At 73.7% G+C, this 22860-nt stretch carries 20 protein-coding genes; 10 read left to right on the top strand and 10 right to left on the bottom strand.

The features are described 5' to 3' along the window. Window positions 1-30: 30 nt before the first annotated feature. Both EKD16_RS13495 and treY read right to left on the bottom strand, forming a co-directional pair. Window positions 31-924 (bottom strand): putative RNA methyltransferase, encoded by an 894-nt coding sequence (locus EKD16_RS13495; RefSeq protein ID WP_131098708.1) that lies wholly within the window; start codon window positions 922-924, stop codon window positions 31-33. A 412-nt stretch (window positions 925-1336) separates the two neighbouring features. Further along, on the bottom strand, window positions 1337-3664 hold the full coding sequence (gene treY, locus EKD16_RS13500) for a malto-oligosyltrehalose synthase (RefSeq protein ID WP_131098709.1): 2328 nt from the start codon (window positions 3662-3664) through the stop codon (window positions 1337-1339). A gap of 142 nt (window positions 3665-3806) precedes the next feature. On the opposite strand from treY, the gene aroQ reads away from it, so the two are divergent. Further along, the gene (aroQ, locus tag EKD16_RS13505) at window positions 3807-4277 is read left to right on the top strand and encodes a type II 3-dehydroquinate dehydratase (protein ID WP_131098710.1); all 471 of its coding nucleotides are present in this window, start codon (window positions 3807-3809) and stop codon (window positions 4275-4277) included. 340 nt (window positions 4278-4617) lie between these two features. After that, a complete protein-coding gene (pstS, locus tag EKD16_RS13510) occupies window positions 4618-5697 on the top strand; it encodes a phosphate ABC transporter substrate-binding protein PstS (protein ID WP_131102509.1) in 1080 nt (359 codons plus the stop codon). A 122-nt stretch (window positions 5698-5819) separates the two neighbouring features. On the opposite strand, the gene EKD16_RS13515 is transcribed toward pstS, so the two are convergent. Next, complete coding sequence (locus EKD16_RS13515; protein WP_131098711.1) at window positions 5820-6479, bottom strand: TetR/AcrR family transcriptional regulator; 660 nt, start codon at window positions 6477-6479, stop codon at window positions 5820-5822. A gap of 185 nt (window positions 6480-6664) precedes the next feature. Between EKD16_RS13515 and EKD16_RS13520 the strand changes: the two genes are divergently transcribed. Beyond that, window positions 6665-7237 carry an LURP-one-related/scramblase family protein gene (locus tag EKD16_RS13520; RefSeq protein WP_131098712.1) on the top strand — a complete coding sequence of 191 codons (573 nt, stop codon included), beginning with the start codon at window positions 6665-6667 and terminating at the stop codon, window positions 7235-7237. 413 nt (window positions 7238-7650) lie between these two features. Here the strand turns inward: EKD16_RS13520 and EKD16_RS13525 are convergent, their stop codons facing one another. Continuing rightward, window positions 7651-8664, bottom strand: coding sequence for a methyltransferase (locus tag EKD16_RS13525; RefSeq protein WP_131098713.1), 1014 nt, complete (start codon window positions 8662-8664; stop codon window positions 7651-7653). Window positions 8665-8974: 310 nt separating this feature from the next. Between EKD16_RS13525 and EKD16_RS13530 the strand changes: the two genes are divergently transcribed. After that, on the top strand, window positions 8975-9202 hold the full coding sequence (locus EKD16_RS13530; protein ID WP_131098714.1) for a hypothetical protein: 228 nt from the start codon (window positions 8975-8977) through the stop codon (window positions 9200-9202). Window positions 9203-9277: 75 nt separating this feature from the next. On the opposite strand, the gene EKD16_RS13535 is transcribed toward EKD16_RS13530, so the two are convergent. After that, entirely contained in the window at window positions 9278-10447 is a 1170-nt protein-coding gene (locus EKD16_RS13535; protein WP_131098715.1) for a magnesium and cobalt transport protein CorA, read from the bottom strand. Between the two features lie 424 nt (window positions 10448-10871). On the opposite strand from EKD16_RS13535, the gene EKD16_RS13540 reads away from it, so the two are divergent. Then, entirely contained in the window at window positions 10872-11525 is a 654-nt protein-coding gene (locus EKD16_RS13540; protein WP_131098716.1) for an alpha-ketoglutarate-dependent dioxygenase AlkB family protein, read from the top strand. A gap of 75 nt (window positions 11526-11600) precedes the next feature. On the opposite strand, the gene EKD16_RS13545 is transcribed toward EKD16_RS13540, so the two are convergent. Next, a complete protein-coding gene (locus EKD16_RS13545) occupies window positions 11601-13406 on the bottom strand; it encodes an NPP1 family protein (RefSeq protein WP_131098717.1) in 1806 nt (601 codons plus the stop codon). A 153-nt stretch (window positions 13407-13559) separates the two neighbouring features. Here EKD16_RS13545 and EKD16_RS13550 point away from each other — a divergent pair, with 153 nt between their 5' ends. Then, window positions 13560-13787, top strand: a complete 228-nt coding sequence (locus EKD16_RS13550; protein WP_131098718.1) for an ECF-type sigma factor — start codon at window positions 13560-13562, stop codon at window positions 13785-13787. 35 nt (window positions 13788-13822) lie between these two features. On the opposite strand, the gene EKD16_RS13555 is transcribed toward EKD16_RS13550, so the two are convergent. After that, the gene (locus EKD16_RS13555; RefSeq protein WP_131098719.1) at window positions 13823-14830 is read right to left on the bottom strand and encodes an EamA family transporter; all 1008 of its coding nucleotides are present in this window, start codon (window positions 14828-14830) and stop codon (window positions 13823-13825) included. Window positions 14831-14901: 71 nt separating this feature from the next. Here EKD16_RS13555 and EKD16_RS13560 point away from each other — a divergent pair, with 71 nt between their 5' ends. Beyond that, window positions 14902-15897 (top strand): LysR substrate-binding domain-containing protein, encoded by a 996-nt coding sequence (locus EKD16_RS13560; protein ID WP_131098720.1) that lies wholly within the window; start codon window positions 14902-14904, stop codon window positions 15895-15897. A 22-nt stretch (window positions 15898-15919) separates the two neighbouring features. On the opposite strand, the gene EKD16_RS13565 is transcribed toward EKD16_RS13560, so the two are convergent. Together EKD16_RS13565 and EKD16_RS13570 are read right to left on the bottom strand one after the other, a co-directional pair. Beyond that, window positions 15920-16858: a LysR family transcriptional regulator gene (locus EKD16_RS13565; protein ID WP_131098721.1), complete on the bottom strand. Its 939-nt coding sequence runs from the start codon at window positions 16856-16858 to the stop codon at window positions 15920-15922. A 142-nt stretch (window positions 16859-17000) separates the two neighbouring features. Then, window positions 17001-17930: a ketopantoate reductase family protein gene (locus EKD16_RS13570; RefSeq protein WP_131098722.1), complete on the bottom strand. Its 930-nt coding sequence runs from the start codon at window positions 17928-17930 to the stop codon at window positions 17001-17003. Between the two features lie 398 nt (window positions 17931-18328). On the opposite strand from EKD16_RS13570, the gene EKD16_RS13575 reads away from it, so the two are divergent. Further along, window positions 18329-18883, top strand: a complete 555-nt coding sequence (locus EKD16_RS13575) for a GNAT family N-acetyltransferase (protein WP_131098723.1) — start codon at window positions 18329-18331, stop codon at window positions 18881-18883. A gap of 78 nt (window positions 18884-18961) precedes the next feature. On the opposite strand, the gene EKD16_RS13580 is transcribed toward EKD16_RS13575, so the two are convergent. Further along, the gene (locus EKD16_RS13580; protein ID WP_131098724.1) at window positions 18962-19408 is read right to left on the bottom strand and encodes a MerR family transcriptional regulator; all 447 of its coding nucleotides are present in this window, start codon (window positions 19406-19408) and stop codon (window positions 18962-18964) included. A gap of 1476 nt (window positions 19409-20884) precedes the next feature. Between EKD16_RS13580 and EKD16_RS13585 the strand changes: the two genes are divergently transcribed. Then, a complete protein-coding gene (locus EKD16_RS13585; RefSeq protein ID WP_131098725.1) occupies window positions 20885-21553 on the top strand; it encodes a pyridoxamine 5'-phosphate oxidase family protein in 669 nt (222 codons plus the stop codon). A 63-nt stretch (window positions 21554-21616) separates the two neighbouring features. Next, window positions 21617-22855 carry a coiled-coil domain-containing protein gene (locus EKD16_RS13590; protein ID WP_131098726.1) on the top strand — a complete coding sequence of 413 codons (1239 nt, stop codon included), beginning with the start codon at window positions 21617-21619 and terminating at the stop codon, window positions 22853-22855. Window positions 22856-22860 lie beyond the last annotated feature (5 nt).

Genomic DNA, 22860 nt, shown 5'->3' on the forward strand with positions numbered 1-22860 from the left:
TGAGAGGGTGTCCGCAGCGGCTCGGTGTGCTCACCGCTTCGGCGACGGGCGGTACAGGGAGACGGCGAAGGACGCGGTGGCCGCCACGGGGCCGCCCAGGGCCGCGACGCGTTCCGTGATCTCGCCCGGCGCCAGGTGGCGGGCGCTGGGGCCCATGGCGATCAGGGCCTCGGCCTCGCCGGGTGCCAGGGACAGTGCCAGGTCCAACTCCTCGCTGTGTTCGCGGGTGAAGTGGGGCTCCAGCCCGCCTTCGACACGCTCCCGCTTGCGCGCGTCCACGGTCACCAGCCCCAGGTCGTCGACCAAGCCGCGGAGGTGGCGCGCTGTGGGGGTGACGACGATCAGCGCGCCCTCGGCGTCCAGGACCCGGCGGAACTCGGCGCCCGCGCGCGGCGCGAACACGTCGAGCAGCAGGTCGGCGGAGCCGCTGCGCAGCGGCAGACCGCGCCAGGTGTCGCAGGCGGCCGCTCCCGCTCGCGGGTGGGCGCGGGCGGCGCGGCGCAGCGCGAACTTGGACACGTCCAGCGCGAGCCCGCGCGCCCGCGGGGCCTCCTCCAGCACGGCGGCCAGATAGTAGCCGGTCCCGGCGCCCACGTCGACGGCCAGTGAGCGCTGCTCCAGCAGCGGGGCGGCCAACTCGGCCAGCCGCGCGGCGAGCGGAGCGTAGTGCCCGGCGGCTTGGAACTCCTGGCGGGCGCGGACCATGTCCTTGGTGTCGCCGGTTCCGGCGGGGCGGTGCCCGGTGAGCAACCCGGCATAGCCTTCGCGAGCGACGTCGAACCGGTGCCCACCGGTGCAGGCCAGGCCGTTTCCGCCGGGCTCCAGGCCCGCGCCGCAGACGGGGCAGGCCAGGGCGCGCAGCACGGTATCGGGCATCCGCAGCCGGTCGAGCACGGGCGGCCGGTCGTCGTCGGTGGAGGTCATGGGGTTCCAGACTATTAGTACTGCGTTACATGCCGGCCTTGGCGCCGATCGGGTACACGGTGGCCTGGAGCCGGGAGCGCCCGCGGTCTGCTGTGCGGCCCTGGCACCGGGCGGGTGCCGGGCCGACTGGACGAAAGGCGCCACCGAGGGCGGTGGGTGGATCGGGGCCGCGTTCGACGGGTCGGGGGCTCGCCGGTGGCGGTAGCCAGCGGGGGCGGAGCCGCCCCCTGGGCTCACCGAGCGCGTGGTTTTCGTCAGAGAACGGCTCGGATCCGGTTATTTCCACGCGTTGGACGACCGCGCTGCCCCCGGAGAGTGTCCGCCGGCGTCCGGCGCGCCGGACGCCGAGGGAGGCAGCGTTCGCGGCCGGGCCGCGGCTGCGGGGTCGCGCGGCACAGCTGAGCCCGCACCCTCAACCGCGCACGAGCAGCGCCACCGGGTAGCGGTCCAGCACCTCCTCCAGGTGGGCGGCGCAGTAGCCGTCGGTGCGCTCGGGCAGCAGGACGCGGCCGGTGAGTTTGTCGGTCCAGGTGCCGCGCCCGCCGGGCAGGGGGACGGCGGTGTCGGACCAGCCGCCCGCTGCGGCCAGGCCAAGGGGCAGGCGGGTGGCCACGGCGACCACTCCGCTGCCCGGGCCGCGGGCGAAGGCGACGGCGTGGTCGGCGGCGCTGCCCACGGGCTCCAGCGGGAGGTAGCCGCTCAGGTCGTGGTCGCGGCGGACGTGCAGGGCGGTGCGGACCACGTGCATCTTGGCCTCGCCGGTGGCGTCGATGCCGGGGCGCCGACCGGTCTCCAGGCGCTCCAGATGGGTCTGGCGGCAGGTGAAGTCGACGCGGCGGCGGTTGTCGGGGTCCACCAGCGACAGCTCCCACAGCTCCGAGCCCTGGTAGAGGTCGGGCACACCGGGGCCGGCCAACTGGAGCAGCTTCTGCCCCAGCGCGTTGGACCAGCCCGCCGCGCGGATGCGGGCGACGAAGGAGGCGACGTCGGCGCAGAGTTCGTCGTCGCGCAGGACCCGCTCGGGCCAGGCGGCCACCTCCTCTTCGAACGCGGCGTCGCGCTCGATCCAGGAGGTGCGCAGCTTCTGCTCCCGCGCGGCCTTGAGCAGGTATTCGCGCAGCCGGTCGGCGCTGATCGGCCAGGTGCCGACCAGGGTCTGCCACGCCAGCAGGTCCAGGGCGGGCTCGCTCAGCCCGCGGACGCCGCGCCAGCGGTGCACGGCGGCGGAGAACTCCTCGGCCGCCTCGCTGAGGACCGCCAGGCGCGCGCGCACGTCCTCCGAGCGCTTGGTGTCGTGAGTGGACAGCGCGGTCATGGTGCGCGGCCGGCATGCCTCGCGCTCGGCGCAGCGGCGGTGGAACTCCGCCGGGGACACGCCGAAGCGGGCGGGGTCGCCGCCGACCTCGTTGAGGGCGGCGAAGCGGGTGGCGCGGTAGAAGGCGGTGTCCTCGACGCCCTTGGCCATGACCATGCCGCTGGTCTGCTGGATGCGCACGGCGAGCTCACCGGCGGGGTCGGCGCGTACGCGCTCGTCGACCTCGCCGAGGACGGCGGCGAGGTCGGGGCGCGCGGCCCGGGCTGCGGCGACCGCCCGATCCCACACGGCCCGGCCCTCGGGCAGGTAGCTGCGGTAGGTCTCGAAGGAGGCCAGGAGTTCGGCGACGGCGTCTGAGGCCGACGCGGCGCCGGCGGGCTCCAGCAGCGCCGCGATCCGGCGCACCTCCGGGGCGAGCAGTTCGCCCGCGGCCATCCGGCGCGATTCGGCCTGCACGGGGCCGGGGTCCGCGGGGGCGCCGACCGATTCGGCCAGCTCGGTGAAGACGCCCTCGCCGGCCGGGTCGACGAACAGGCCGCAGGTCTCGCGCAGCGCGTCGTAGCCGGTGGTGCCCGCCACCGGCCAGGACGCGGGCAGCGACTCGCCGGGTTCGCAGATCTTCTCGACCACGATCCAGCCGGTGAAGGCGTCGTGCAGCCGGCGCAGGTAGGCGCCGGGGTCGCTGAGGCCGTCGGGGTGGTCGACGCGGATGCCGTCCAGCTCGCCGCGCTCGGCCCAGCGCAGGATCTCGGCGTGGGCGGCGGCGAAGACGTCGGGGTCCTCCATACGGACCGCGGCCAGGCCGGTGATGTCGAAGAACCTCCGGTAGCTCAGCCGCTCGCGGCCGCGCCTGTAGGACACCAGCCGGTAGTGCTGGCGCTCGTGGACCTCGGCGGGGTCGTCGCCGGGGGTGTAGGTGCCCGGCGCCAGCGGGAACCGGTGGTCCTCGTAGGTGAGGCAGCCGTCGGCGACGCCGAGGCGCTGCAGTGCGGCGGCTCCGCCGTCGCCTTCGTCGGCGAGGACGGGGAGTTCCAGGCGCCCCGCCGACCAGTCGATGTCGAAGCAGCGGGCGTAGGCGGAGTCCGCTCCGCTGCGCAGCACGTCCCACCACCAGGGGTTGGCGGCGGGCGCTGCCACCGACATGTGGTTGGGCACGATGTCGGCGACCACCCCCATGCCGCGCGCGTGCAGCAGCCCGGCCAGCTCCCGGCGAGCGGAATCGCCGCCCAGCTGCGCCGAGACCGAGGCGGGGTCGACGACGTCGTAGCCGTGCTCGGACCCGGGAGCGGCGGTGAGGATCGGCGAGAGGTAGGCGGCGCCTACGCCCAGCCGGTCCAGATAGTCGACGAGTCCGGCGGCGCGGTCCAGGGTGAGGTCCCCGCCGAGCTGCAGGCGGTAGGTGGAGGTCGGGCTGTCGGGATGCATCGTGGATTCTCTGCCCCGCCCGCGGCTGCCTGAACCCGGACACCCGGGGGCGGGACGCCGCGCCGCCCGGTCGCGGGGCAGGCCTGCGCATTAGGATCGTCGCGTCCGCCCCCGCGATGCGTCGAAAGGGATCCGAAACGCGATGTCCGACTCCGCCGCTTCCCCCCGTGTACTGCTGCTCAACGGACCGAACCTGAACCTGCTGGGCAGCCGCGACCCCCGGCAGTACGGGACGCTGACCCTGGAGGGCGTCGAGGAGCGTTTCCGCGTGCTGGGCGCGGAACTGGGCGCCGAGGTGGAGTGTGCGCAGAGCAACCACGAGGGCGTGCTGGTCGAGCACATCCACCGGGCGCGGAGGCTGGACGGAGTCGTGTTCAACCCGGGCGCCTTCGCGCACTACAGCATCGCGCTGCGCGACGCCGTCGAGGCGGTGGACACCCCGTGCGTCGAGGTGCACATCTCCAACGTCTACGCGCGCGAGGCGTTCCGGCACACCTCGGTGACGGCTCCCGTGGCGCAGGGCTACATCGCCGGGTGCGGCCCGACAGGCTATGAACTGGGACTGCGCGCGGTACTGGCGCGCGTGGCGGAGCGGCGGGCCGCCGCGGGCTGACGCGCACCCCGTGCGGGCACCGGGCACGGCGCCCGCACGCCTCGCACGCCCCCATCCGCTCACACTGCGTAACGGCGGGATCGACGCCTCCCGCATCGGCTGAGCATTCCGGCGCCGACGGCTGACCTGGGGCGAAGTGGCGAGGACAGTGTCACACGGGTGCCGTTCGGCAGCGCGGTTCACCTGTTGTTAGATTCCTTCTCGGAATCCGGCAACTCCGCCGCCACCATCCCGACGGCGGAGCAAACCCTGGGGATACGCGCAGGGTTACCGAACACTCGCAAAGGGGAAAGTCAGACCCGTGACCCTGCCCGGCCACCGCACCCTGTCCGCGACCGTCATGGTCGGTGTACTTGCGCTGACCGCGGCCTGCGGCAGCGACAACGCCCTGCGCGAGGGCCAGGAGCCGCCGCCCGTACCCGAGGACCTCACCTGCTTCGAGGGCAGCCTCTCGGGGGCGGGCTCCAGCGCCCAGGAGAACGCCATGTACACCTGGGTGGCCGGCTACCAGCTGGCCTGCGAGAACGCCCTGGTGCTCTACGACTCGGTGGGCTCGGGCGCCGGGCGCAGCCAGTTCCTCGAAAGCGCGGTGGACTTCGCCGGCTCCGACGAGGCGCTGGACGACGCCGAGCACGAGCGGGCCCGACAGCGCTGCGCCGCCGACGCGCCGGCCGTCAACATCCCCGCCTACGTCGTGCCGATCGCCGTCATCTTCCACCTGGAGGGCGTCGAATCGCTGAACCTGCCGCCCGAGACCCTCGCCCGGATCTTCAACCAGCAGATCACCCGCTGGAACGACCCCGCCATCGCCGAGCACAACCCCGAGACCGACCTGCCCGACCTGCGCATCACGCCGGTGTCGCGCTCCGACGAGTCGGGCACGACGGCGAACTTCACCAGCTACCTCGCGGCGGCGGCCGGTGCGGCATGGCCGCACGAACCCAGCGGCTCCTGGCCGATCGAGCCCGTCGAGGCGGCCCAGGGGAGCAGCGGGATCGCCGAGGCGGTGGAGAGCGGCCAGGGCACGATCGGCTACGTCGAGGCCTCACACACCGCCGATCTGGGCACCGCGGCCATCGGCGTGGGCGGCGAGTTCGTGGAGTTGTCGCCGGAGTCGGCGGGCCGCGTCGTGGCCTCCTCCCCCGAGCGGCCCGGCGGGCACCGCCACGACCACGCGCTGGAGCTGGACTACGGTACGACCGAGCCCGGAACCTATCCGATCGTGCTGGTCACCTACGAGATCGCGTGCCTGCGCTACGAGTCGCGCGACGACGCCGCGCGGGTGCGCGCATTTTTGGACTACGTGCTGAGCGAGGAGGGCCAGCAGGCCGCCTCCGACGTCACCGGGTCGGCTCCGATTCCGGCCGAGCTGCGCAGCAAGCTGCAGGACTCGGTCGCGGCGATCAGCGCGGCCGGCTGATCCGGTGGGACATTCAAGCGGACAGTTCCCAACCCCATCAGCCCACGGCGGCCGCATCCGGCCCGCGCAGTGGCCGGACGCGGCCGCGGCGCGGTTGGAGCCGACCGGGCTGCGTCAGGCCGTCAGGCGGCCAGTGCCGCCCGCAACCGCGCCGCGTAGGCGCCGAAGCGCCCGGTCATGTCGAAGTTGTCGGGGTCGAGCAGCCACTGCGTCTGCAGGCCGTCCATGACGGCGAAGATCTCCGAGGCCACGGCCGCGCAGTCGACGTCGGCGCGCAGGCGGCCCGATTCCACACCGTTGCGCAGCTCCGCAGCCATCTCGGTGACATAGGTGCGGTAGCGCTCGGCGAAGTAGTCGCGGGCGGGGTGGTCCAGCCCGACGGCCTCCCCGGCGAGCACGGCGAACGCGCGGACGACCGTGGGCTGGCCGGCGTTGTGGGCCACCAGGCGGTGGGCGAAGTCGAGCACGTCTGCGCCGTCGGCCTGGCCGGGGGCGCCGACGGCCGTGCGGTCCCGGCGGTCGCGCTCGGCCAGCACCGCCTCCAGCAGGTCGCGTTTGCCGGCGAAGTGGTGCAGCAGGCCGGCCTGGGAGAGCCCGCAGTCGGCGGCGATGCGGGCGAGCGAGGAGCCGTTGTAGCCGCCGGCGGCGAAGTGCCGCGTGGCCGCGGCGAGGATCTCCTCGCGCACGGAGTCGCCCCGCGCCGTGCGGCCGGGCGGGCGCCCCCGCCGCCCGAGTCGCCCGGCGCGGGCGCCGTCGGATGAGGTGGTGGCCGCGCCGTCCATGGCCGTCAGTCTACGATCGCCGCCGCGGCGTGCGGCATCCTGGGCGACGCGCGTCCGCGCACCCGTGACCGGCGGTATCACGATCCCGTGTCGTCGGCGGATGCGGATGTGCCGCCGTGCCGACGGCCCCGCTAGGATCAGCCGGGTTCGCATGCCTTTCGACCCCGAATGTCCGAGGTGTACCGATGAATCAGTTGCAGACGCTGACGCAGCTCGCCGTGCGGCAGCGGATCCGGATGATGGTCAACCAGTACGAGGTCCGGACCATGCTGCCCGACGGCACCGAGGGCGAGCTGATCGCCTTCGCGCAGCAGAAGCGGATGGCGTTCAAGGAACAGGTGACGCTCTACTCCGACGACAGCAAGCAGTACCCGGTCCTGGGTTTCAAGGCCCGCCAGGTGGTCGACCTGGGCGCGACCTACGACGTCACCGACCACACCGGCCGGCCGATCGGCAACTTCCGCAAGGACTTCAAGCAGTCGCTCCTGCGCTCCACCTGGCACCTGGAGCAGCCGGGCCTGTTCACCGCGAGCGGCCAGGAGCGCAACCAGATGCTGGGGCTGCTGCGCCGGTTCATCTCGGCCGCCCAGATCGTGCCCTACCACTTCGACTTCGTCGCGGGCGAGTACCCGATCTTCAGCGTCGACAAGCGGTGGGGCCTGCGCGACCGCTACACCGTGCACATCCAGGACCCCAACGTCGACCGCCGGCTGGTCATCGCCATGGCGGTGGCGCTGGACGCGCTGCAGTCGCGCTGAGGCACGCCCGCACCGCAGCCGACGGGGGCGGGCCTCCTCCCACCGCCCCCGAGGGGCACAGGCCGATCCGCGGCTTCGCGGACGGCCGGCGCGCCCCATCCGGCACGGCACGCACGTGCCGTCCGTGCGGATCCGCAAGCAGCGGCCATGCCCCCGCCCTCCCCTCCCCCGCCTTCGTCCGCCGGATCCCCACTCGCCGGGCACGCGCCGCCGCACCCCGCTGACCTCGGCGTTCGCGGCTGACCTCGCTTAATCCACCGCGATCGGCCACACTGCAGGAAGTTGCCGGCACGGAACCGGGTCTCCCGCGTGTCCTTCGACGATCCGACCCCCTTGCAGACGGGGACCACGTGTCCCGGTTCCCTGCCGGCGACGACCACCCGCCCGCGCGGGCCTTCGGGCATCGCCGCCGATCAGACCGGCGCGGCGACCAGCACCCGCATCTCCGCGGAGAGTTCGCGCAACTCCTGCGTCCGCAGGCCGACCGGGCGCAGCAGCGCCTCGTACTCGCCCGCGGTGCGCTCGCGGCCGCTCGTCATGACCATCATGTGCACGTCGAACGCGCGCGACAGCCACGGGTGGCGGCCGTCGGGGATGATTCGCTCGACGATGAGCAGCCGCGACCGGGGGCTCATCGCGGCCGCGCAGTTGGCGAGGATCCGCGCACAGGAGTCGTCGTCCCAGTTGTGCAGGACCCGGCAGAGCAGGTAGACGTCGGCTTCGGCGGGGACCGAGTCGCGGAAGTCGCCGTCCAGCAGGGTGCAGCGGCCCTCGTCGACATAGGGGGCGAGCCGCTCGCGCGCACCGGCCAGGACCTGGGGACGTTCTTGGAGGAGCCCGTGCATGCGGGGGTGCCGGCGGAGCAGTTCCGCCAGCAGGCTGCCGTCGCCGCCGCCGATGTCGGCCACCCGCGACTCCGCGGCGAAGTCGTAGGCGTCGGGCAGGCCCTCGGCGAAGGACCCGCCGACCGCCATGCCCGCGTCGAAGAGGCCGGCGTCGCCGGGATGCTCGTCCAAATAGGTGTAGACGTCGCGGCCGTGGACGGCCGCGAAGGCCTGCTCTCCGGTGCGGACGGCCTCGGACAGCCCGCGCCACGCGCTGATGAAGAAGTCGCTGCGGTAGAGCAGGGCGAGATCGCGCATCGAGGACGGGTGGTCGCTGTGCAGCAGCTCGCCCGTCGGCGCCAGCCGGAACCGATCGGGCCGCTCCTCCTCCAGCAGTCCCAGCGCCGTCAGTAAGCGAAGCAGCCGCCCCAGCGACTCGGGGTCCAGATCGAGCGCGCCGGCGAGCTCGCCGGCGCCGGCCGGCCCCGCGCCGAGCCGGTCGACGACGCCCAGCCGCACCGCGGCGGCGACCGCTTCGGCCAGCCACGGCCCCACCATCAGCCGCAGCAGCTCGCGGCTCTCGGCTTCTTCCCGCCCGGCCATCGGCGTCCCCCATCGTCTGCGACGGTACCCCCACGTTAGCGGCGAGCGGCGGCGGTGTGGCCCCGGTTGCCGGGCTGGGACCGCGAGCCCGCGGCGCGAAAGTGGGCGAGGACGCGTACCGGCGTGTCCGGGTCGCTGGTGCTGACCGTGCCCCCGACGCGGGCGGAGTGATCCGTGCCACCCGGCCGCAGCGGTTCGCTCACACCGAAACCGCTACCTAGCAAGCCCGAAAGGCCCTAGATTCGAGCGTGCACGGGACGAGTCCGCCTTTCGTGTGCGCACGCAGGCGCCTGAACGCTGAAGGAGTACGGTGTCGATCCGCCAGCCCGAGATGAAGCGCATCAAGCTGATCGTCCCCGAGGCACCCGAGTTCGCCGCCATCCGCGACCTCGACGGTACGTTCACCGAGGTCGCCGACCCGCGGAGCGGCTACCGCTTCAAGCGCGGCGACGTGTCGTTCGAGTTCGCCTCGACCGGGGAGACCACCGAAGCGGACGGAGGGACCGCCGAGGTGTTCACGGCCACCGGCGTGGCCTGACCGAAAAGGTGCCGCCCGCGGGCGGCACCCGGCCCCGCTCTCGCGCCGTGGTCGCGGTGCCCGTTCCGCACGCCGTCACATCCACCTGCGCCACTTGAAAACGGCGTAGAGGGTGACGCTGATGCCGACCATCAGGGCCAGTGCCATCGGATAGCCCAATACCCAGTCCAATTCGGGCATGCGGGTGAAGTTCATGCCGTAGATGCTGCCGACCAGACTGGGCGCGAACAGGATGGCCGCCCAGGCGGAGATCTTCTTGACCTGCTCGCCCTGGCGGTAGCTGGCCTCGGTGACCCGCCGCATCTCCTCGTTCTGCGCCTCGCTGACCAGGGTGGCGTTCACAGTGAGGATGTTCTGCAGCATGTCGCGGAAGCCGTCGACGCGCTCGGCCACGGTGGTGGCGTGGTCGGCGACGTCGCGCAGGTAGCGGCGCAGCTCCTCGTCGGTGCCGTACTTGTCGAAACCCTCGCTCAGCGAGCGCAGCATCGGCAGCAGCGGCCGGGCGGCCCGTTGGAACTCGATGACCTCGCGGGAGAGCTCGTAGATGCGGCGGGAGACGGCGGGGTCGCCCTCGAAGACCTGGGTCTCGATCTCGTCGATGTCGTTCTGCAGCCCGGCGACGACGGGGGCGTAGCCGTCGACGACGGCGTCCAGGACCGCGTAGAGGACCGCCTCGGACCCGCGGGCCAGCAGGCGGGGGTCGTTCTCCAGGCGGCGGCGCACCGCCGACAGGTCGGGGGCCTGGTTGTGCCGCACGGTGAGCACGAAGCGCGGACCGACGAACAGGTGCACCTCGCCGAAGCGCACCTCCTCACTGGCGTCCAGGTAGAGCGCCGACTTGAGCACGACGAAGAGGGTGTCGTCGTAGCGCTCCAGCTTCGGCCGCTGGTGGGCGACGATGGCGTCCTCCACGGCCAGCTCGTGCAGCCCGAACTCCTCGGCGGCGGCCAGTAGCTGGTTGCTGGAGGGACGCAGCAGCCCGATCCAGGCCATGGCGGTCTCGTCGTCGGGCGTGCGGCGGTGCAGCTCGGCGAGGTCGCTCAGCTGCGTGGGGGCCTCCTGGCGCTTGCCGTCGACGTAGACGGCGGCGTCGATCACGCTGTCCTGCACCGGAGGTGTGGGTGATCCGGCCTCGCCGGCCCTGGGGTCCATGGAGTACTCCGGCGGTCGGGGCCGCGCGATCCGGCGGGACTGCGCAGTGCCGCGGATTCCGGGAAGCCAGGTCAGTGGGTTGCGTTGGGCCATGAGGAAACCCCTCGACGTGGAGTAGGCGGAGCGAAGCGGCGCGGGCGCACGGCGAAAGGCCTGCGCCGCGGGTTCACAGGTGGCGGTGTCAGGCCGTACTGGGAGGTTGGCTCATGATCGGCCCCACCTCCCCGCCTGCATCCGGCTCCGCTACTCGACGCACGCCCATGCTACCCGCGCCGCCCGCTTTCACGCCCGCGCCGGCGGCATCCGCGGCCGCCGAGTGCGGAGCGGCGTTGCCTCGCTCGTGCGGACGTGGTCGGATGGGCCGCGTGGAGGGCTCGGAGACGGCAGGGGCCGCCGGCGGCGCGGTGGTGCGCGCGGCGGGTGGACAGGGCGCCCACCGCGGAACCGCGGAGGATGCCGACGCCGGTGCCGTGTGCCCCGGCCGGCACCGCTCGACCGCGGCTCGGGAGCACCGGCCGTGAACGAGCCGCTGTTCGGCGCCGAGCCGGTCACCGTCGCGCCGGGCGCTGTGCACGTGCCGGGCTGGCTGGACACCGGCGCCCAGCGCGACCTGGTGGAGCGCTGCCGGCAGTGGGCGCGCGGACCGGGCGGCATGGTGCAGCACCGCATGCCGCGCGGCGGCGCGATGAGTGTGCGCATGACCGCCCTGGGCTGGTACTGGGAGCCCTACCGCTACTCGCGCAGGCTGCCCGGAGGCGAGCCGGTGCCGCCGTTTCCGCCGGTGCTGGGCGAGCTGGCGCGCGCGGGAGTGGCCGCCGCGTCGGGGGCGCCGCCCCGTGCGGACGACCCGCCCTACGACGTCGCGCTGGTGAACTTCTACGACGCCGACGCCCGGATGGGCATGCACCAGGACCGCGAGGAGCGGGCCGACGTCCCCGTGGTGTCGCTGAGCCTGGGCGACACCTGCGTCTTCCGGTTCGGCAACACGCAGACCCGCACCCGTCCCTACACCGACGTCGAGCTGGGCAGTGGCGACCTGTTCGTCTTCGGCGGGCCGGCCCGCATGGCCTACCACGGAGTGCCGCGCACGCGGCCCGGCACCGCCCCCGCGGGGATCGGCCTGGAGCGCGGGCGGCTGAACATCACGATCCGCGCCACGGGCCTGGAGTAGGCGGGCGGGCCGCCGCCCGCCGGACCGCGGTACACGCGCCGCCCGGCGCGAAGCGGGCGTCGCAGGACCGGCGGCTCAGCCGCGCACGAGGTCGCGGATGTTCACCCACAGCAGCGCGACGACGATGAGCGCGGTCGGCACCAGCAGCGAGATCCGCCAATCGGCGGCGAAGGCGAAGATGATCCCGGCGACGCCCCCCACCGCCACCAGCAGCAGCGCCAGCCCCATCAAGAACGAGGTGAACTTGCGCCGGGCGATGGCGTCGACCATGGCGAAGGCCAGCACCACACCGATCATCGCCGGTGCGGTGTAGACGCCGCGCAGCAGCAGCATCCCGCCCAGCGCGCAGATGAGCAGCGGAGTACTCAGCGCCGCCCATACCTGCAGGAACCGGGTGGTGCGCTGCTGGCCGGAGGCGTAGGGCCGGTGCGGGCGGTGCAGGTGCTCGGTGGGCAGCGGGGCCACCGGGCGGTCGCCGGCGAGGGCATCGCGGCAGGAGTCGCGCTCGTCGGCCATCATCGCGCGCCTGCGGTAAGTCGCGGCCAGCTCTTTCTCGTCGGCGCGGATGCGCTGGTCGTACTCGTCGGCGCGGGACTGGGAGTGGCTCTCGTGGCCGAGCACGAGACGGGCGGCGGCGAGGCGGCGCAGCTCGTCGCGGCGGCGGAGGATCTCGGCGTCGGCCTCGGCGATGCCCTCTTCCAGATCGCCCAGGTGCGCGGAGAGCTCGGCGCGGGCGGCGCCCTCGGTCGGGGAGACCTTCTGCAGGCCCACCCAGGCCAGCGGATCGGCCCAGGACCAGCGGATGGTCCCGTCGCGCTCGTAGCGGGGACCGCTGGGGGCGCGCTCGCCCTCGAAGAAGTCGCCGGTGTCGCGCCCCCACAGGCCGCGGAAGCCGCGTACCCAAGGGGTGTCGTCGTCGATGGCGTTGGCGTCCCATGCGCGATCGCCGCCGGGGCCGACGCGCACGCCGTCGCCGCGGGCGTAGTCGACGAACGGGACGCCGATACCGTGGCGGACGATGGCGCTGTCGCTGCGGAACAGCCGCAGGGTGAGCCGCCGCCAGGCCCGCACCACGCCCCGCAGCACCGCGGGATCGACCTGGATGAGGTAGTCGCCCGGAAGCATCTGGTGGGAGTGGGACCCGGCGCCGACGAAGATGACGGGGTGGTCGCCCTCGCGCCGCAGTTCCTTGTCGTCCCAGCTGCGCCGCAGGTCGTCGCCGTAGTACTCGTGGGAGGAGGCGCCCACCCACACCGGCCGCCTGCCGCCCTGGGCGTCCTCGACCAGATAGACGGTGACCTTCTCCCAGTCGGCCTCGTGGTCGTTGACGCCGCCGTACGTGGAGCGCCAGTCGTTCATGGCGTAGAAGAACCAGTACTGCAGGGCGGTGTAGCCGCCTTCGTGCACCACGCGGCCGTAGTAGCTGGGCGATTCGCCCTCGCCGCCGATCCGGTCGCGGTAGCGGGTGGCGGCCGCGGCGGCCACTCCGCCGGGCACGGCGCCGCGGATGAGCAGCGAGAGCTTCATCAGGATGTCGACGATGCGGCCGAGTACGCCGACGGCGGCCAGGCGGCCGCTGCGCGGGATCACCCGGCGGGAGCTGCGGCGGTGGCGGCGGGCCTCGGCGCGCAGGGATGACTCCTGGACGAAGCGCAGGTGCTTGAACCGGCCGGGCCACTCGCGCTCGGCGCCGGCCAGGCGCTCCAGGGTGAGCTCGCCCGCCGGAACGGCCTCGAACTCCTTGCCGTCGCCGTCTTCGCACCACAGACTGCAGCAGCGGACGTAGGCGTCGGCGTCGGCGGGGAAGAAGAGCTCCCCCCGGGTGAAGACGAGGATCGGCTCGTAGGCGCGCAGGAGTTCGAGATCGGTTTTCGTGCTCATGGTTGAGGTCGACATTAATCCATCCGATGGACGGGCGAGGCCCGCGGTTCCCGGGGTGAGTCGGCGGACTGCGCGCCCTGAGGGGAGAGTGTTCGGCGGCGAAGCGGGATCCGGCGTGCCGTGGGCGCTTAGCCGCAGCGTAGGTTGGACTTCATGGAGGAGGACCTGATCACTCCGCTGATGGAGTCGGCCCGCGGCGAGTCGCCGATGTCCGCTCTGCGCGCAACGGTCGAACTGCGCCAGGAGGTCGAGCGGCTGGAGGCGATGCAGGTGCGGCGCGCCCGGATGCAGGGCTACACCTGGAGCGAGATCGCCGTCATCCTGGGCATCAGCAAGCAGGCGGTGCACAAGAAGTACGGGGGCACGCGCAAGGAGAAGTGAGCAGGGCGGCCCGCGTCCGCCGGGGTGGCGCCGGATCACCCCGCGTGCTGCGGTGTGCGGGCCTGTGGGCGGGTATCCGCCGCGGGCGGCGGCGCCGTCGGCACGGCGGCGGTCGCGCCCTCCCCCGGGGTCCGCTCTCGCCGCTGAACCGGGCGGCGCGGGGTGCCGCGGTCGCCGCGGGCGGCGCCGACTCCGGCGGCCACGACCACCGCCATGCCCGCCACCTGGATCCAGGCCGGCCGCTGGCCGATGACGGCCAGTCCCATGACCAGGCTGACGGCGGGTTCCAAACTGGCGAAAGTGGAGAAGGCCGCGCGGCCCATGCGCTGCAGCACCACCATCTCCAGCAGGAACGGCACCAGCGGGAAGAGCACCGCGATCACCAGCGTGACCAGCAGTACCCGGCCGGTCTCGGGGGCGGCCAGCACCGGGGGCAGGCCGAACGGCGCGGTGAGCACCGCGCCGACGGCCATCGCCACGGCGAGCCCGTGCACGGCCCGGAAGCTGGAGCCCACGCGCTGGGTCAGCACGATGTAGAGGGCCACGCACACCGCGCCGGAGGCGCCCAGCGCCACTCCGGCCAGGTCGGCGCCGCTCGACCAGGGTCGGGTGAGCAGCAGCACTCCCCCGGCTGCCGCCGCGATCCAGACGGCCTCGCGCCGGCGGCGCAGCGCCAGGACGGCCACGGCGAGAGGGCCGAGGAACTCCAGCGCGGTGGCCGTACCCAGGTCGATGCGGGCCGTTGCTGCGGAGTAGAGCACCATCATCCCCGCGCTGGCTGTGCCCAGGATCACCGCCGCACCGAGTTCGCGCGGCGTCGCGGCACGCAGGGCGCGCCACAGGGGGCGGCCGCCGAGGGCGGCCAGGATGAGGGCGGCCCACAGCAGGCGCAGCCAGGTCACGCCGAGCGGCCCCGCCTCGCTGAACGCGCGCACGGCCAGGGCGCTGCCGGTGTGCAGCACGAACATGCCCGCGAGCAGCAGCAGCGCGGGCGGGATCCGCCCCAGGACAGCACGGACCGAGGTGGAGAATGCGGTGATCATCCGACCATTGCATCCAGCCCGTCTGTTTCTGTCCACGGACCATTGGTGGATCGATCGTGTAGTTTCAGCGGATGGACTTGACCCGTTTGCGGCTGCTGGTCGAGCTGGAGCGGCTGGGCACCATGGCGGCGGTCTCGGAGACGACCGGAATGGGCACCTCCGCGGTCTCCAAGCACTTCGCCGTCCTGGAGCAGGAGGCGGGGGCGCAGCTGCTCGCTCCGGACGGCCGGCGGGTCCGGCTCACACCGGCCGGGCATCGCCTGGCCCGCCACGCCGTCGACATCCTGGCGCGCGTCGAGGCGGCCCGCGCCGAGCTGGCGGGCGGAGGCGAGCCGGTGGGGCGGGTGGAGCTGGTGACCTTCGTCAGCGTCGCCGCGCCGATCGTGCTGCCCGCCGTGCGCCGCCTGCAGGACGAGCACCCCGGAATCGAGGTGCGGCTGATCGAGCACGAGCCCGACGAGGCGCTGGAGCTGCTCCAGTCGGGCGCGGCCGATCTGGGCCTGGTCTACGACTACAGCCTGGTCCCGCGGCGCTTCCCCGACACGCTCACCCTGCGGCCGATCGGGACCGAACCGCTGCTGCTCTCCCAGCCCTCCGGCGCCCCGGCCACCAGCCGCATCATGACCCGCCGGCGGCTGCTCGGCCTCGCCGAGGCGTCCTGGATCGCCAACTCGCGCGGCAGCGACGAGGACGAGCTGGTGCGGCGGATGTGCGCCGGTGCCGGCTTCGCGCCGCGAATCCGGCACCGCATCGACAACCTGGAGATCGTCGAGGAGGTGGTGGCGGCCGGGATGGGCGTGGGCGTGATGCCCAAGCTCGCCGCGGTCACCCGCCGGGGCGTGGTGCACTCGCCGCTGGGCGAACTCGGCGGCACGCGGCGGATCTCGCTGGCGGGCAGCACCGGCGGCTGGGCGTGGCGCCCGATCGCGCTGCTCGCCCGCTACCTGTGGGAGGCCGCGCGCGGCGTGCTCGACGACACCGCGCAGACGCCGCCGGTGCCCGACGGCGGGCCCGCGGCGCCGCCGGCGGGGCCCTACGGCGGCGCCGGTCCGCTCGGAGAGGGGTGAAGGCGGCGGGGCGCCGCTGCGGTCAGGCGCCGCCGCCGGGCACCAGCAGCGGACCGGCCGAGGGGACCGGAACCTTGCCGGCCGCCTCGCGCACCGCACCGAGGAACGGCTCGGCGCTGTAGCCCGCGCGACTGAGGGCGACGATGTGGCGGCGGGGGGTGTTGCGTACAGCGCGGACGACGATGTGCGGCGCCGATAGACCGGTCCAACCCAGGCGCGGCATCAGCGCCATTCCCAATCCGGCCTGCACGAGCGCGAACACGGCGCTGAACTCGTGCACCGTGTGTGCGACCCGCGGTTGGAAACCGGCCTGGTGGCAGGCGGCGGCGACGCAGTCGTACCAGGGCGAACCGGGGGCCGACATGATCCACTCGGCATCGGCCAGGTCGGCGGCCAGCTCCAGGTCGGTGGAGGCGGCCAGCGGATGGTGGTAGGGCAGGACGGCGTCGAAGGGCTCGACCATGATCGGCTGGATCTGGAACTCGGTGGTCCCACTGGGCGGCAGGTTGGGCGAGGACATGGTGATGGCGATGTCCAGCTCTCCGGAGCGCAGCATCTCCGTGGCTTCGTCGGGTTCGGCCTGCACGATCTCGAAGCGCCAGCCCGGACTGCTGCGGCGCAGGGCGGCCACCGCCGGGCCGACCAGGTCGGAGATGCCGGTGGCGAAGGAACCGACCCGGGCGACGCCCACCCGGCCCTCGGCGTACTCCGCGAGGTCGGCCTGGGCGCGCTCCATCTCGGCGAAGATCACGTCGGCGTGGCCGAGCAGGACGCGGGCGGCCCCGGTGAGCATGAACCTGCGGCCCTGCCGCTCGACGAGGGCGACGCCGGTCTCCTTGGCCAGGGCGGCGAGCTGCTGGGAGACCGCCGAGGGCGTCACACCGAGGGCGTCGGCCGCGCCCGCGACCGTCTGGTGCTGACCAAGTGCCTGCAGGAGCTGCAACCGGCGCACATCGATCATGTCCACAATGTATTCCGCTCGAAGCACGGCTCGCGGCGCTGCGGCCTGCGACGACGCGGTCTGCGGGGTGATCTCGTGCACACCTGCGCCGCCTGCGTCCGCGTACCGGGTGCGAGCGCGGTGCTGACCGGTGCGGCTCTTCTCAGCCCGCTGCGCCGACCCGGCGCAGGTCGGCCACCAGACGCTCGACGACGGGCACGGCGACCCCCGCTCGCTGGGCGGCGCGCAGCAGCGCCCCGCCCAGGGCGTCGAGCTCCAAAGGCCGACCGGCCTCGCGGTCCCGCAGCATCGAGGGCTTGGTCGCCGGCGGGGCGGCTTCGACCATGTCCAGCACCCGCTCGGTGTCCAGAATGATGCCTCCGGCGGCGGCGACGGCCTCCACTTCGGCCGCCACAGCGACGAGGGCGTCGCGGCGCTCGGTGCGGGCGGTGCCGATGTCGCTGCCGTGGTGCGTGCACACCAGCGCCGTGCCGAGCAGGAACTGGAACTTGCGCCACAGCACGCCGTCCTCGTCCTCGCTCAGCCGCACCTGCAGGCCGGCCGAGCGCAACGCGGCCGCCAACCCTTCGACGCGGGGCGCGGGCGCCCCCGAGTACGCGATGTCCAGGGCGGCGAAGGGGCTGGTCTGCTCGATGCGCCCGGACTCGGTGCGGGTGGACTCCACGCGGATCGCGGCGCCCAGCACGTGGGCGCCGGGATAGCGCGAGCGCAGCAGCTCCATGTGCTCGAAGCCGTTGAGCAGCGGCAGCACCAGCGCGCCCGCGGCCAGGTGCGCCGGCACCCGCTTGAGAGCCTCCTCAAGCGCGGTGGCCTTAGGGGCGACCACGAGCACGTCGGCCGCCTCTGCGGCCGCGGGCACAGCCGGGACGTCGACCCGGAAGTCCCCGAGGACGGCGGATTCCACCCGCAGACCGTGCGCCGCGATGTGATCGGCGGTCGGCTCGGTGGCCACGACCGTGACCGCGCGGCCGTCGCGCGCGAGCGCCCCCGCCACCAGCCCGCCGACTCCGCCGGGCGCGAGGACGGTGACGCGGCCGGGCTCGACCGCCGGGCCGGGGGTGTGTGCGCTCATTTGCGGACCGCCTCTCCTGGTCGAACAGCCGGCCGATGCGCCGCGGGGGCGAACGTGCCGGAGTCGGTCAACCATTGTCGCGCCGATGTTGCGCACCAGCGCCTTCGGGGTAGCCGGGTCCGCACACGTCCGCTGTCGCCCGCGTCCGCAGCCGGCAAGCGCTTGGGACGGGGCGGCCTCGGCGGCATGGACGGCACCTGAAGACGGATAACGTGAAAATCGGCAGGATTTTCTTAGACGTCACGACACGAGCACCTTTCCCTCGTGTCGCGACGGCGGCCGCAGCTACTGCGGCGTACTCTCGTAAATACAGCCCACCTCGCCGATTGGTCTGAACCACAACGGCGCCGACGGCGAGGACGGGACGCGGGGACGCATCGAGAACGGGTGGAAAGAACATGGAAACTTCGTTGGCGGCCAAAACACACGGTGGAGTTCCGACGCTGCGCTTCCGCTACCTGGGACCCGCCGATGTAGACGAGCTCGCCGGCCTGTGGGCGGCGCTGCACGAGCAGCACACGGCCACGGCGCCGCACCTCGAAGACATCATCACCCGCGTGAACGCCGACGAGTCCTGGCGCCGCCGCCGGGCGCAGTACCTGGCCTGGCTGCACGAGCCCGAGACCATTGCCGTGGTCGCCGAGCGCGGGGGCGAGGCGGTCGGCTACGCCATGGTCACCATCCGCGAGAACCAGCAGGGCTCCTGGGACCGGGGCAGCCGGGTCGCCGTCGTGCAGACCCTCTCGGTTCACCCCGACCACGCCGGCACGGGTGTGGGATCGGGCCTGCTGGAGGAGCTGCGCCGCCAGGTCGGCGCCATGGGCATCCACGACCTGGAACTGACCGCACTCGCCACCAGCTCCGAGGACATCCGCTTCTTCGAGCAGGAGGGCTTCCGGCCCTTCGTGACGACGATGGTCAGCCGCATCGGGGCCTTCGGCGGCCACGACTGAGGCCCCTTTCCCGGAAGGGTTCCTGATCACGGCGCAAGAGGTTCCCGGTGCGGTCGTCGCGCAGCCGACCCGGCGCGCTCACGCCTCGCCGGCGCCGCGGCCCGGCGGCGCGCTCGGGGGCGCAGCCGGGTCGGCGGAGGCGGCCGCCCCACCCAGGTGGGCGTCGTAGACACCGATCTTGCGGTCCAGGTAGCCCACGGTGGACGCCAACCTGTCCATCTCCGCACACAGCCGCATCCGGTGCTCGGCCAGCATGGCGCGACGCCGCTCCATCGTCTCGGGCCCGCTGCGGACCAGCTCCGCGTAGTCCAGCATCTCTTGAATGGACATTCCCGTGCCCCGCAGCCGGTTGACCAGCTCCAACCGCTCCAGTTCCGGTTCGCCGTAGAGGCGCTGTCCCGACGCCGAACGCGGTACCGGGTCGATGAGCCCGATGCGCTCGTAGTACCGCAGCGTGTCGATCGTGAGGCCGCTGCGTTCAGCGGCTTCGGAAACGGTGAGGCGACGTACCGGCGCGTTGCTCATACCCGCGAATCTAGCCCCCGCCCCCGCATCGCCGGTGGCGCGCCCGCGGGGAGAACAGCCACCGGCGCCGAAGACACGTTGGGCGAAGCGCCCGCCGGTGGCGGTTGCGGCGGGGCGGCCCCGGCCCGCTGGGCGGCCTTGTCGGTCTGCCGGGCAACGGGCGGACTTGACTGAAAAGCGGCGGCGAGGGCGGCGGACGGTCGGGCCCGCACCCATCGGGTCGGGTGCCCGCCGGTTGCGCTGGCCGACGGTTGCGGCCCGGCTCCACTCGGCGGCCTTGTGATCTGCCGAGTGGCGGGTGGTCTGACGGGGAACAGCGGCGGCAACGGTGGCCACGGGGCCGGGCCCGCGCCCACCGCACCCGGTGCCCGCCGGTGGCGGTGGGCGGCGAACGCGGTGGGGCCGGGCCCGCGGTGGTCGGCGGCGGTCATGCAGCCGGATCGGGGCCCACGAGATGCACGTACGTGCGGCGGCGTCCGCCTCGGCGCCCTCCGAGGCGCCACCCGCGCACGGCCATTTCGCGATACGAAACAATGCGGGGCTTTTTGTCCGTCAATGCCTGATTTCACGGTGGGCCCGCGTCCGCGCCCGCGCCGCGGCGGCGACGGCCCACGAAGCGCACCGAATGGCGCGAAAACAGCCCCCGACGTCGACTTTTCGTGCACCTCGTCGCCACGGCGCCCGCCGACGCCACCCGCAAAACGGGCATAGCCCCCCAAAAGCCCACCCCATTGGGTGGTGGGGCAGTCGGAAGCGACACCCGGGCGCAACGAGCGACGCGTCGTCGCCCCCGGCCCCCCGATCCGGCGCACCACCGGGCCGCGCGAGCACCCGCAACCGCGCCACACCCCGCGGCCCCCTGCCTGCGCGGGCCCGGCCACAACACGGCGGCGCCTCTCAGTCCCCGCGCCCGCTACGCCCGACGTTCCGAAGTCGACCGCGACGATCGTGGCCAAAATCCCAAAAAACGCCGCTGGATCTCGTCATACGGGCACAATCGCCGCGCCGCCCTGCGACATAACGGGCACGCGAGCGCCTCCCGGCTCCCCGCGTCCTCGCCGCCCCCGCCGGGCGCGCCACCGGCGAGCACCCGACCCGGTGACTGCGGGCCCAACCGTCCGCCGCCCTCGCCGCCGCTTTTCAGTCAAGTCCACCCGCCACCCGGCAGACCAACAAGGCCGCACAGCCGACCCGAGCCGCCGCTTCTTGTCCAGGGCGCCTGGATCCCGCCCGGCGCCAAGGCCGCGCAGCCGACCGCAGGCGCCCCCGCGTGGACGGGACACGCGGAAGTCCGGAACTTCACGTAGTACTACCAGGCCGGCTCCCGGCACTCCTTCACGGTGGTTGCGGCCGCGGCCGCGCCGCAGGGAGCCGGCAGCGGCCGACCCCCTTGACATCGCTCGGGCCGAACGACAAGCTGCATGCCATCAATCTAATACATTGTTTAACTTGATCTAGTACAAAATGAGGGCATTGATGGCCGTCCAGCAGAGCCCGCACGACGCCGACTATCCCGCTACCCCGCGCACCACCCCGGCCCGCAAGGCCGACCGCGTCGGCTACGACCGCACGGGCGTCCACGCCGTTCTCGACGCCGACTACATCTGCCATGTCGGCTTCGTCGCGGACGGCGCGCCGGTCGTGCTGCCCATGCTCTACGCCCGCGTCGCCGAACGGCTTTATCTGCACGGCTCGACCGGTGCGCGGGCGCTGCACAGCGCCCGCGACGGGCTGCGTGTCTGCGTCACCGTCACGCTGGCCGACGGCATCGTCCTCGCGCGCTCGGCGGTACACCACTCGGTGAACTACCGCTCCGTGGTGGCGCACGGTGTGGCCCACCGGGTGGGCGACGCCGCCGAGTGCCGGACGGCGCTGGACGCCCTGATCGACGCGCCCTTCCCGGGCCGCTCCGCCGACTGCCGCCCGGCCGACTCCAAGGAACTCGCCAAGACCGCCGTCCTGCGGCTCGACCTGCGCGAAGTGTCGGCCAAGGTCCGCTCGGGCGGCGTGAACGAGGAACCCGGGGACCGCGACCTGCCCCACTGGGCGGGCGTGGTCCCCGCCCGGCGCGCCTACGGTCCGCCCGTGCCCGATACCGGATCACCCGGTCCTCTCCCCCACTACCTGCGCGGACTGCCCGCGTAAGGCCGCGGCCCGCGCGCCGCAACGGCGGGGCGCCGGCGGCGTCGGAGCACTAGGCTCGGCACCGTGGCACCAAGCGACGCGAACACCTGCAACTTTCCCGGCTGCTCCCGAAGCGTGCCGCGCAGCTCCGCGCCCGGGCGCCCGCCGCAGTACTGCGACCTGCCCGAGCACACCCGGTGGCGCGCCTGGCGGGAGCGCCAGCGCCAGCAGGAGCAGACCGACGGGCAGGCCGGGCAGGATTCCGCGGCGGCCGACACCGCCGCGCCGACCGCCGCCCCGGCGGTCGCGACACCGGTCAGCGACGCGCGGTTGCGCGCGGACGAACTGCTCACCCGCTTCTCGGTGCAGGCCGAGCAGCTCGCCGCCACGCTGGGCTCCGCTCGTGAGGCGTTCGCCGCCATGACCGACCCGGCCGGAGTCGAGGCGCAGGTGGAGGCGGCGCGCCTCGACGCCGCGCGCAGAGTGGCCGACGCGGAGTCGGCGCGCCTGGAGGCCGACAACCGGCGCCGCGCCGCCGAAGCCTCGCGCGCCGACGCCGACGACGCCGCCGCGTCCGCCGTGGCGGCGGCCGGAGCGGCCGAGCGGATGGCCGACCAGGCCCGCACCCGACGCGATGCCGCCGAGTCGGAGCGCGACGGCGCAGCCGCCGACGCCGACAGCGCCCGTGCCGAGCGGGCCGCTGCGCACGTGGAGTACGAGGCCGGACTCGCCCAAGCCCAGCACCGCATCGACGCGACCGAACACGCCGCCGAGCAGCGCGTGGAGGCAGAGCGGCGGCGCGCGGCCGACGAGCTGGCCGAGGTCCGCGAGCGCGCCCGCGCCGAGGAGGCGGCGCTGCGCGAGCGGCTGTCCGAGCAGAACCGGCTCGCCGACGCGGCCGCCGAACGCGCCGACGACGCCGAGCGGCGCGCCGGGGAGTCCCGGCTGCGCGCCGAGCGGGGGGAGGCCGAGGCGGCGGATGCGCGCGGCCGCGCCGACGACCTTGCGGCCGAGCGCGACAGGCTTTCAGCTGCGCTGGAGCAGGAGCGCGGCGCCGCCGCCGAGGAGCGCGAGCGCCACCGCGCCGAGCTGGATCGCCGCGAGGCCGCGGCCGCCGACTCCCTCGCCGAGGCCAAGCAGGACGCCGCTGCGCGCCTGGCGGCGGTGGACGACGCCCGCGCCCAGGCGCTGCGCCGTGCCGAACGCGCCGAGGCGCAGCTGGACGAGGCGCTGGCCGACCTCAAACAGATGCGCGGCTTGGGCGCCGCCGAGCCCGCACCGGTGCCGCGTTCCGACACCGGCGGCACCGCCGGGCCGGGCTGACACGG

Origin of the sequence: Streptomonospora litoralis (genome assembly GCF_004323735.1) — a bacterium.
Lineage (GTDB): Bacteria > Actinomycetota > Actinomycetes > Streptosporangiales > Streptosporangiaceae > Streptomonospora > Streptomonospora litoralis.

Bases quoted from the DNA above. Each gene is read 5' to 3' on its own strand.
- EKD16_RS13570 (WP_131098722.1), bottom strand. From the start codon at position 17,930: ATGAGCGCACACACCCCCGGCCCGGCGGTCGAGCCCGGCCGCGTCACC.
- aroQ (WP_131098710.1), top strand. From the start codon at position 3,807: ATGTCCGACTCCGCCGCTTCCCCCCGTGTACTGCTGCTCAACGGACCG.
- EKD16_RS13580 (WP_131098724.1), bottom strand. From the start codon at position 19,408: ATGAGCAACGCGCCGGTACGTCGCCTCACCGTTTCCGAAGCCGCTGAA.
- EKD16_RS13575 (WP_131098723.1), top strand. From the start codon at position 18,329: ATGGAAACTTCGTTGGCGGCCAAAACACACGGTGGAGTTCCGACGCTG.
- EKD16_RS13520 (WP_131098712.1), top strand. From the start codon at position 6,665: ATGAATCAGTTGCAGACGCTGACGCAGCTCGCCGTGCGGCAGCGGATC.
- pstS (WP_131102509.1), top strand. From the start codon at position 4,618: ATGGTCGGTGTACTTGCGCTGACCGCGGCCTGCGGCAGCGACAACGCC.
- EKD16_RS13555 (WP_131098719.1), bottom strand. From the start codon at position 14,830: ATGATCACCGCATTCTCCACCTCGGTCCGTGCTGTCCTGGGGCGGATC.
- EKD16_RS13560 (WP_131098720.1), top strand. From the start codon at position 14,902: ATGGACTTGACCCGTTTGCGGCTGCTGGTCGAGCTGGAGCGGCTGGGC.
- EKD16_RS13565 (WP_131098721.1), bottom strand. From the start codon at position 16,858: ATGATCGATGTGCGCCGGTTGCAGCTCCTGCAGGCACTTGGTCAGCAC.
- EKD16_RS13525 (WP_131098713.1), bottom strand. From the start codon at position 8,664: ATGGCCGGGCGGGAAGAAGCCGAGAGCCGCGAGCTGCTGCGGCTGATG.
- EKD16_RS13535 (WP_131098715.1), bottom strand. From the start codon at position 10,447: ATGGCCCAACGCAACCCACTGACCTGGCTTCCCGGAATCCGCGGCACT.
- EKD16_RS13545 (WP_131098717.1), bottom strand. From the start codon at position 13,406: ATGAGCACGAAAACCGATCTCGAACTCCTGCGCGCCTACGAGCCGATC.
- EKD16_RS13585 (WP_131098725.1), top strand. From the start codon at position 20,885: ATGGCCGTCCAGCAGAGCCCGCACGACGCCGACTATCCCGCTACCCCG.
- EKD16_RS13550 (WP_131098718.1), top strand. From the start codon at position 13,560: ATGGAGGAGGACCTGATCACTCCGCTGATGGAGTCGGCCCGCGGCGAG.
- EKD16_RS13515 (WP_131098711.1), bottom strand. From the start codon at position 6,479: ATGGACGGCGCGGCCACCACCTCATCCGACGGCGCCCGCGCCGGGCGA.
- EKD16_RS13495 (WP_131098708.1), bottom strand. From the start codon at position 924: ATGACCTCCACCGACGACGACCGGCCGCCCGTGCTCGACCGGCTGCGG.
- treY (WP_131098709.1), bottom strand. From the start codon at position 3,664: ATGCATCCCGACAGCCCGACCTCCACCTACCGCCTGCAGCTCGGCGGG.